Raw genomic sequence first — 8,503 nt, forward strand, 5'->3', positions numbered from 1 at the left:
CTCCCTGCGCTGGATGGGCGATGGTGGCGTCCCTAGGGTCCCTCGGGACGGCCCCGAGTCTATCGGGCGACGCGCACGCAACCGACCACGTCTCAGCGCGACTGGAGCGCGTCGAGAGCGACCGCCATCGCCATGCCGACCCGCCAGTCCATCGCGCGCCCGTCGGCGAGCGCCGGCAGGGACACGTGGTAGACGTCCTTGACCGACGCCTTCTTCGTCGAGCTGAGCGCGAGCGAGCCGTCGGGCGCGACGAAGTCGAAGTGGAAGAGGAACGGCACCGGGATCTCGCCGATCACCGGCACGAGCTCCCAGACGCGCCGGGCGACAGCGACCTTCGCGTTGCGCTCGCGGCCGAGGAACTCGCGCCCGTCGGGCAGCGCCAGGGTCCACGTCGAGTTCACGAGCGAGGCCTTGAACTGCTTCTTGAAGTAGCCGATCGGCTGCCCCTGGCTGTCGGTGACGTCGTAGCCCGAACCGAGGTCGATGCGCTTGCGCGCCTTGAAGCCGAAGAGCGGCTGCGTCTTGGCGGAGTCGGTGTAGAAGGTGACCTGCTCCTTGGCCGCCATCCGCTTCTGCTCGGCGAAGCAGAGGAGGCCGAGCTCGGTGCCGTTCTCGTCGGCCCGGAAGATCTCGTAGCGGTTGATCATCAGGGTCAGCTTCTGGCGGAGGACGTAGCGCTCGGCCTCGATGGGCGCGCGGTCGGCGACGGGCTCAGTCATGGGGGCAGCGTATGCCGGGTGGTCCGTCAGCGCCCGCCCTGCTCGTGGGCGTTCGGTCTCCTTGTCACCGGCACACCACGCACGAGGCAACGCGGCCGCCACCAGGGGACCGAACGCGTACGAACGCGGTGGCCTCAGAAGGACTCGCCGGTCAGTCGCTCGTAGGCCTCGACGTACTTGGCACGCGTCTGCTCGACGATGTGGGCGGGAAGCTCCGGAGGTGCGTCGCCGCCCTTGCGGTCCCAGCCCGACTCTGCCGAGGTCAGCCAGTCGCGCACGAACTGCTTGTCGTACGACGGCTGCGCGTGTCCCGGCTCCCACAGGTCCTCCGGCCAGAACCGTGAGGAGTCGGGCGTCAGCACCTCGTCGGCGAGAACCAGACCGCCAGAACCGTCCGGCGAGACCCCGAACTCGACCTTGGTGTCGGCGATGAGGATGCCTCGGGCAGAAGCGATCTCGTTGCCCCGCGCGAGGATGGCGCGGGTCAGCCGCGACACCTCTGCGGCCACGTCCGCGCCCACCTCGGCCTCGACCTCGGCAGGCGTCATCGGCAGGTCGTGCTCCCCCACCGGGGCCTTCGTCGTCGGCGTGAACACCGGCTCGGGCAGCTTCGAGCCGTCGACGAGGCCCTCGGGCAGCTCGACCCCGGAGACCGAGCCCTTCTCGCGGTACTCCTCGAGCCCGCCCCCCGTGAGGTAGGCGCGAGCGATCGCCTCCACCTTGAGCATCTCGAGCTTGCGCACGAGCACCCCCCGGCCCGCGACCGCCTCGGGCACGTCGGTGGAGATCACGTGGTTGGGCACGAGGTCGGCCAGCTGGTCGAACCACCACAGCGAGAGCCGGGTCAGCACGGCGCCCTTGTCGGGGATCTCGGGCGACATCATCCAGTCGTACGCCGAGAGTCGGTTCGAGGCGACGAGCAGCAGCTGGTCGGGCACGGCCTGGCCGGCGTCGTCGAGGGGCGCGTAGAGGTCGCGCACCTTCCCGGAGTAGATGTGCTCGTAGCCCGGCAGGTCCAGCGGTAGGTCGGTCACGCGCACAGCCTGCCACCTGCTCGGGCGATCCGGCACAGCGCGTTCAGGGGGAATGGGGATGGTCATGACGGTGCCTCCTCGTGGCATCGACCGTGATCACGTGGGAGAGGCTGCGCCGAGCCCGGTGGGTTCGCCTCAGCCGACCGTGATCTCGCCGCGTTCGGCCCGCAGCGCGATGTCGGTGCGATGGTGTGAGCCGTCGAGCTCGATGACGTCCACGGCCTCGTATGCCGCCCGCCGGGCCTTCGCGAGTGACCCGCCCACAGCGACCACGTCGAGCACTCGCCCGCCCGACGAGACGAGGGTGCCGTTCTCGTCGAGGCGGGTGCCGGCGTGGAGCACGACGACTCCGGGCACCTCGGCCGCGGCGTCGAGGCCCGTGATCGGGTCCCCCGTGCGGGGCGCCTCGGGATAGCCGGCCGAGGCCACCACGACGACGACCGCGTGGTCGCCCGACCAGCGCAGCCGGCCGAAGTCACCGAGCCCACCGGTGGCGGCTGCCAGGAGCAGCTGGGCGAACGGTGTCTCGAGCCGTGCGAGCGACGCCTGGCCGTCGGGATCACCGAAGCGCGCGTTGAACTCGATGACCTTGGGGCCGCGCGACGTCAGCGCGAGGCCGACGTAGAGCGCCCCGACGAAAGGGGTGCCGCGGCGGCGCATCTCGTCGATGGTCGGTTGGGCCACCCGGGTGACGACATCGTCGGCGAGACCGTCGGGGGCCCACTCGAGCGGGGAGTACGCGCCCATGCCGCCCGTGTTGAGGCCGGCGTCGTCGTCGCCGACGCGCTTGAAGTCCTGCGCGGGCGAGAGCGCCACGACGGTCTCGCCGTCGCTGACGCAGAACACCGAGACCTCCGGACCGTCGAGGAACTCCTCGACGACGAGGCGCCCGTCGGGCTTCGCCAGGCACGCTCGGGCGTGCTCGAGCGCGACGTCCCGCGAGTCGGTGACGACGACACCCTTGCCGGCGGCGAGCCCGTCGTCCTTGACGACGTGCGGCGCGCCGAGGGCGTCGAGAGCGGCCTCGACCTCGTCGACAGTCGTGCACACATGGGCGAGAGCCGTCGGCACGTCGGCGGCGGCCATGACCTCCTTGGCGAAGGACTTGCTGCCCTCGAGGCGCGCGGCCTCGGCGGAGGGGCCGAAGACGGCGAACCCGGCCTCACGGCATACGTCGGCGACCCCGGCGACCAGGGGCGCCTCGGGGCCGACGACGACGAGGTCGACCTCGTGCTCGCGGGCGAGAGCGGCGACCGCGGCGCCGTCGAGGATGTCGACGGGCACGCAGAGCGCGGTCGCGTCGATGCCCGGGTTGCCGGGTGCCGCGATCACCGCGTCGACCTCGGGATCGGCCGCGACGGCCTTGACGAGTGCGTGTTCACGGGCGCCGGAGCCGAGGACGAGAACCTTCACGGCGCCCAGCCTAGGGGCCGTCCAGACGCGCCAGCAGCCCTGCCCGGACCGTGGGCCACTCGTCGACGAGGATCGAGTGGACGGCCGAGTCGCGCCACGACCCGTCGGCCCGGCGCACGTCACGGCGGGTGACTCCCTCGAACGTCGCGCCGAGCTTGAGGATGGCGGCGCGCGACCGTGCGTTGATGACGTCGGTCTGGATCTTGACCCGACCGAACCCGCACGTGTCGAAGGCGTGCTCGAGGAGCAGGAGCTTGCTCTCGGGGTTGACCCGCGTGCCCCACCATCGCGAGCCGTACATCGTCCAGCCGAGGTGCACGTGCTCGCGGGTCGTGTCGACGTCGCCGAGCGAGCTCGTGCCCACGATCGTGCCCGCCGGACCGAGCTCGCCGTCGGCGACGAGCCTGATCGTGTATGCCGTTCGGCACGCCTCGCGCGCAGCGATGTAGGCGTCCACGAGCGCCTCCGTGTCGGCGACGTTCTCGTGCACTCGCGACATCGCGTATCCCTGTTCGTAGCAACGGGGGTCGCCGAAGATCGCGAAGAGCCCGGGCGCGTCTGCCGGCCGCATCACGTCGAGGCGGACGAAGCGGCCGACGAGCGGCGCGCCGGTGGGCGGGACACAGGCCGGTGCGGGCATGCGATGACAGTAGACTTGATGGTTCCCGCGCCGCCCAGGCGCCCCTCAGAGCCCTTGGATGTCAGTGACCACTTCGAACGCATCGTCCCAGCGGAGCAGCGCGCCCGGATCCCGCGGCGTCTCGCAGGTGTCGACCAAGAGCATCCCCGACGAGCTCGCCCGCGAGATCGCCGTCGAGCAGGCGCACGTCGACCGTGTGCACGAGGAGCTCGAGAAGGCCGGTTTGCGCGCCGACGTCGTGCAGGCCGAGGGCCTGGCCCGCAGCCAGTTCGGCCGGCAGGTCGAGATCGGCGACGCCGAAGGTGCCGGGCTCTTCGAGCGCGACGCCCTGATGTTCCACGCCGCGAAACGGCGCTCGGCCCTCGACACCCAGTACGAAGGCCTCGTCTTCGGCCGCCTCGACATCGACCACGCCATGCTGCGCGCAGCCACGCCGGTCGACGCGTCCGGCAACGGGCACCGTCCCGCCGCGGGCGCGGACGCGGGCGACGACCGCGAGATCCGCTACATCGGACGCCTGGGCGTGCGTGACGACGACTACGAGCCCCTCGTCATCGACTGGCGGGCACCCGCCGCCTCGGCGTTCTACCGCGCCACTCCGGCCCAGCCGATGGGCGTGCTCCGCCGTCGCGTCCTGCGCAGCCGCGGCACGACGGTCATCGGCGTCGAGGACGACCTGATGGTGCCCGAGGCCCCCGACGACCTCGTGATCGTCGGCGACGGCGCGCTGATGGCCGCCCTGACCCGCAGCCGCGGCGAGCGCATGCGCGACATCGTCGCGACCATCCAGGCCCACCAGGACGAGGCGATCCGCGCGAGCGCACGCGGCGTCACCGAGATCACCGGAGGCCCCGGCACCGGAAAGACCGTCGTGGCGCTGCACCGCGCGGCCTACCTGCTCTACTCCGACCGCCGTCGGTTCGAGTCCGGCGGCATCCTCGTCGTCGGCCCCTCCGGCGCCTACACGGCATACATCGAGCGGGTGCTCCCGTCGCTCGGTGAGGAGAGCGTCGTGCTGCGCGCCCTCGGCGACGTGCTCGACGTCGTCAACACCGAGCGCCTCGATCCACCCGACGTGGCACGCATCAAGGGCTCGACACGCATCCGCAGCCTCCTCAGCGCCGCTGCCCGCGGCCGCGTGCCCGAGTCGCCGACCGAGCTGCGCGCCATGGTGGCGGGCCGGCCCGTGCGCCTCGAGGCGCGTGACCTCGACCGGGTGCGCGCGCAGGTGCTGCGCCAGCACCAGCGCAACACCGCCACGGCGGCGGCCCAGGCCGCACTCGGCGAGGCGGCGTGGGCTTCGCTCGGCATCACCGGCGACCGTGACGCCAAGGCCGAGTTCCTCGACAAGTGGGAGGACCACCTCGACGTCGAGTCGTTCATGGAGGCCTGGTGGCCACAGGTCGACCCCCGCGAGGTGCTGCTCTGGCTGGGCGACCCTGCTCTGGTGCGCCGACACGCCCGGGGCAGCCTGCACGACAACGAGATCGAGGCTCTGGCCGCGTCGTTCCGCCTTGCCCTCGAGGTCGGCTCGTGGTCGGTCGCCGATGTCGCCCTCATCGACGACGTCGCCGCCCGCCTCGGCGCGGTCCAGGAGGCCCCGAAGGAGGAGCGCGGCTTCTACGAGATCGAGGAGCTCGACGACCTCAGCCAGTACGGCGTCACCGAGGTGCAGCCCGTCCGCAGCGCTGCCCGCGACGAGGGCGCTCCCGTCGTCCGCACCGAGCCCCGTGAGCGCCTGCTCGCCGGGCGCCTGGGGCGGCCCGAGGAGTACGCCCACGTGCTCGTCGACGAGGCGCAGGACCTCTCGCCCATGCAGTGGCGGATGATCGGCCGTCGTGGCCGCTACGCGTCGTGGACCGTGGTGGGCGATGCCGCCCAGGCCTCGTGGCCGGACGCCGCGGAGGCGGCCGCGGCGCGCGAGGAGGCCTTCGGCACCCAGGGGCGCCAGCTCTTCCACATGGACACGAACTACCGCAACGCCCGCGAGATCTTCGACTACGCCGCCGAGGTCGTGCGCCGTGAGGTGCCCGACGCCGACATCCCCCAGGCCGTGCGCGAGACCGGGGTGGAGCCCGTCGAAAGCCCGCTCGGACCCGACGCGCTCGCCGCCACGCGGGCCGCCGTCGACGAGCTGCTCGGCCAGGTCGAGGGCGCGATCGCCGTCATCACCCCGGCCCGGCACGCCGAGGCGCTGGCACCGATCGCCGAGCCCGAGGGCCGGGTTCAGGTGGTCGACCCGATGTCGACCAAGGGCCTCGAGTACGACGCAACGGTCGTCGTCGACCCGGCCGAGATCACCCGTGAGTCACCCGGCGGCGTACGCGTGCTCTACGTCGCGCTGACCCGCGCGGCCCACCGCATGACCGTGCTGTCCTGAGCAGTGGCGCAGCCGGTCCTCCGTGCGAGGGATGGGTCGTTTTGGGACGGTCTTCGATAGGTAAAGAGTTGTTCAAGGATTCCATGAACCGTCGACTGTGCCCGCGCCGAGGGGGATGATTGGTTTTACCGCCAAGGCGAGCGAACCTACCCTCCCCGCCGTCTCCTCCCCCCTGAGACCCTTGGCGCACGGCGAAGTCCCGCCCCCCAATGTGGACGACGCACCGGGCGAGGGACGAGATGCAACCCCCCTGCATCTCGCCCCTCGCCCGCACCATGCCTGCGCTCGGTCGCGCTGGGCGCCCGCCGCTCCAGCGGCCCATCCTCAGCCTGTCATCGGCGCGACTCGGCCCGAACAGCCGATCTGCTCGCGCGCTCCCGGCTTCACTGGGAATTGTCTGGGAGATGCCCTCTCGTTCGACAAAATCTCCTTCACGCACTGGCAAACATTGTTCCTCCCTGCTGGCGCGAGCACCGGCCACCGACCACTGTTGCGGCAGGTCATCCGACCACCCTCGGGGGTACATCGGTAGCCAGGAGAACGCCTTGAAGAAGAGCTTCATCACGACGACGGTCGCCTCAGCCGCGATCGCCGCCATCGCCCTCGCCGGCGTCGCCACGAGCGGCGCGCAGGCAGCGGGTCAGCCCGCGGGCGCCGGCAGCGTGGGTCTCCAGCGGGCCGTGGCGGCCGCCCGGGCCCACGGGAACGCCTTCGGTCTCGACAACGATCAGGTGCTCCAGAGCAAGAGCGTCACGACCGACGCTGACGGCACCACCCACGCCCGCTTCGACCGCACGTTCAAGGGCCTGCCCGTCATCGGCGGCGACCTCGTCGTCCACACCGACAAGGCCGGCGGCTGGAAGGGCGTCAACGCGGCCTCGACCGCCGTGCGTGTCGCGTCGACCACGCCGATCGTCGCAGGCGCAGCCGCGGCGCAGACCGCTGCCCGCACCGCCGACTTCACCGTGAACACGTCAATGCCGACCCTCGCCGTCTACGCGATCAACGGCCCCGCACGCCTCGTCTGGAAGACCCAGGTCGACGGCCTGGGTGCCCACCACGAGCCCGCCGGCAAGGTCGTCTTCGTGGACGCCCGCTCCGGCGACGTCGTCGACGGCTGGGCGACGGAGCAGACCGACACGGGCAGCGGGCAGAGCCTCTACCTCGGCACGGTCCCGGTCGAGGCGACCCTCTCGGGCGGCTCGTTCCAGCTCATCGACGGCACCCGCGGCGGAGCCCGCACCGAGGACGCCAACAACGCGGCGACCACGACAACGAGCGGCACGCTCTACACCGACGCCGACAACGCCTGGGGCACCGGCTCCAACTCGAACCGGCAGACCGCGGCCGTCGACGCCGCCTTCGGCGTGGCGAAGACGTGGGACTTCTACAAGAACGTCTTCGGGCGCAACGGCATCAAGAACAACGGCGTCGCGGCCAAGAGCCTGGTGCACGTCGGCTCCGGCTGGGTCAACGCCTCATGGTCCGACACGTGCTTCTGCATGCGCTACGGCGACGGCAGCGGCAGCTACACGCCGCTCGTGTCGCTCGACGTGGCCGGCCACGAGATGACCCACGGCGTCACCTCCGCGACGGCCGGACTCACCTACTCGCGCGAGTCGGGTGGCCTCAACGAGTCGACCTCGGACGTCTTCGGCACGATGGTCGAGTTCTACGCGGCGAACGCCGCGGACCAGGGCGACTACCTGATCGGCGAGAAGATCAACACCTCAGGCACGCCGCTGCGATGGATGGACAAGCCGAGCAAGGACGGCGCGTCCGCGGACTGCTGGAGCAAGCGCGTCGGATCGCTCGACGTCCACTACTCCTCCGGTGTCGGCAACCACCTGTTCTACCTCCTGTCGGAAGGCACGGGTTCGAAGGTCATCGGTGGAGTCACGCACTCGGCCACGGCCTGCAACGGCGCCACCCTCACCGGCATCGGCCATGACGCCGCTGCCGCGATCTGGTACGGCGCCCTGACGACGTACTGGACCTCATCGACGAACTACGCCGGCGCCCGCACGGGCATGCTCTCGGCCGCGAAGGACCTCTACGGCGCTGGTAGCACGCAGTACAACGCCACCGCGGCCGCTTGGTCGGGAGTCGGGGTCAACTGACCCACCCACCCCACGATCGAGTGCCCACTTCCCCACGTCGGGAAGTGGGGGCGGTCTCAACTCGTGTGTGCAACGGTGAGTAGTTCGTTGAGCCTAACGGCCGGGGTGTGGAAGCCGAGGGTGGCTCGGGGTCTGGTGTTGAGCAGGTGTTCGACCTCGGTGACGCGTTCGTCGGTGACGGTGGTGAAGTCGGTGCC

Annotated in this window: 6 protein-coding genes; 2 read left to right on the forward strand and 4 right to left on the reverse strand. The window is 71.1% G+C overall.

What is annotated here, in order from left to right:
* Positions 1 to 92 precede the first annotated feature (92 nt).
* From AB4091_RS20420 to AB4091_RS20435, 4 genes are all read right to left on the reverse strand, one after another.
* Positions 93 to 719 (reverse strand): hypothetical protein, encoded by a 627-nt coding sequence (locus AB4091_RS20420; RefSeq protein ID WP_442294457.1) that lies wholly within the window; start codon positions 717 to 719, stop codon positions 93 to 95.
* A gap of 134 nt (positions 720 to 853) precedes the next feature.
* A complete protein-coding gene (locus AB4091_RS20425; protein WP_442294459.1) occupies positions 854 to 1,759 on the reverse strand; it encodes a phosphoribosylaminoimidazolesuccinocarboxamide synthase in 906 nt (301 codons plus the stop codon).
* A 129-nt stretch (positions 1,760 to 1,888) separates the two neighbouring features.
* Positions 1,889 to 3,166 (reverse strand): phosphoribosylamine--glycine ligase, encoded by a 1,278-nt coding sequence (gene purD / locus AB4091_RS20430; protein WP_442294461.1) that lies wholly within the window; start codon positions 3,164 to 3,166, stop codon positions 1,889 to 1,891.
* A gap of 10 nt (positions 3,167 to 3,176) precedes the next feature.
* Positions 3,177 to 3,806: a GNAT family N-acetyltransferase gene (locus tag AB4091_RS20435; protein WP_442294463.1), complete on the reverse strand. Its 630-nt coding sequence runs from the start codon at positions 3,804 to 3,806 to the stop codon at positions 3,177 to 3,179.
* 127 nt (positions 3,807 to 3,933) lie between these two features.
* Here AB4091_RS20435 and AB4091_RS20440 point away from each other — a divergent pair, with 127 nt between their 5' ends.
* Together AB4091_RS20440 and AB4091_RS20445 are read left to right on the forward strand one after the other, a co-directional pair.
* Positions 3,934 to 6,186: a HelD family protein gene (locus tag AB4091_RS20440; protein WP_442294465.1), complete on the forward strand. Its 2,253-nt coding sequence runs from the start codon at positions 3,934 to 3,936 to the stop codon at positions 6,184 to 6,186.
* A 545-nt stretch (positions 6,187 to 6,731) separates the two neighbouring features.
* Positions 6,732 to 8,306: a M4 family metallopeptidase gene (locus tag AB4091_RS20445; RefSeq protein WP_442294467.1), complete on the forward strand. Its 1,575-nt coding sequence runs from the start codon at positions 6,732 to 6,734 to the stop codon at positions 8,304 to 8,306.
* The last annotated feature ends 197 nt before the right edge of the window (positions 8,307 to 8,503 follow it).

Origin of the sequence: Terrabacter sp. 2RAF25 (assembly GCF_052115265.1) — a bacterium.
Lineage (GTDB): Bacteria > Actinomycetota > Actinomycetes > Actinomycetales > Dermatophilaceae > Terrabacter.

Excerpts from the sequence above, each read along its gene's own strand:
- AB4091_RS20420 (WP_442294457.1), bottom strand. The coding sequence starts at position 719 with ATGACTGAGCCCGTCGCCGACCGCGCGCCCATCGAGGCCGAGCGCTAC.
- AB4091_RS20435 (WP_442294463.1), bottom strand. The coding sequence starts at position 3,806 with ATGCCCGCACCGGCCTGTGTCCCGCCCACCGGCGCGCCGCTCGTCGGC.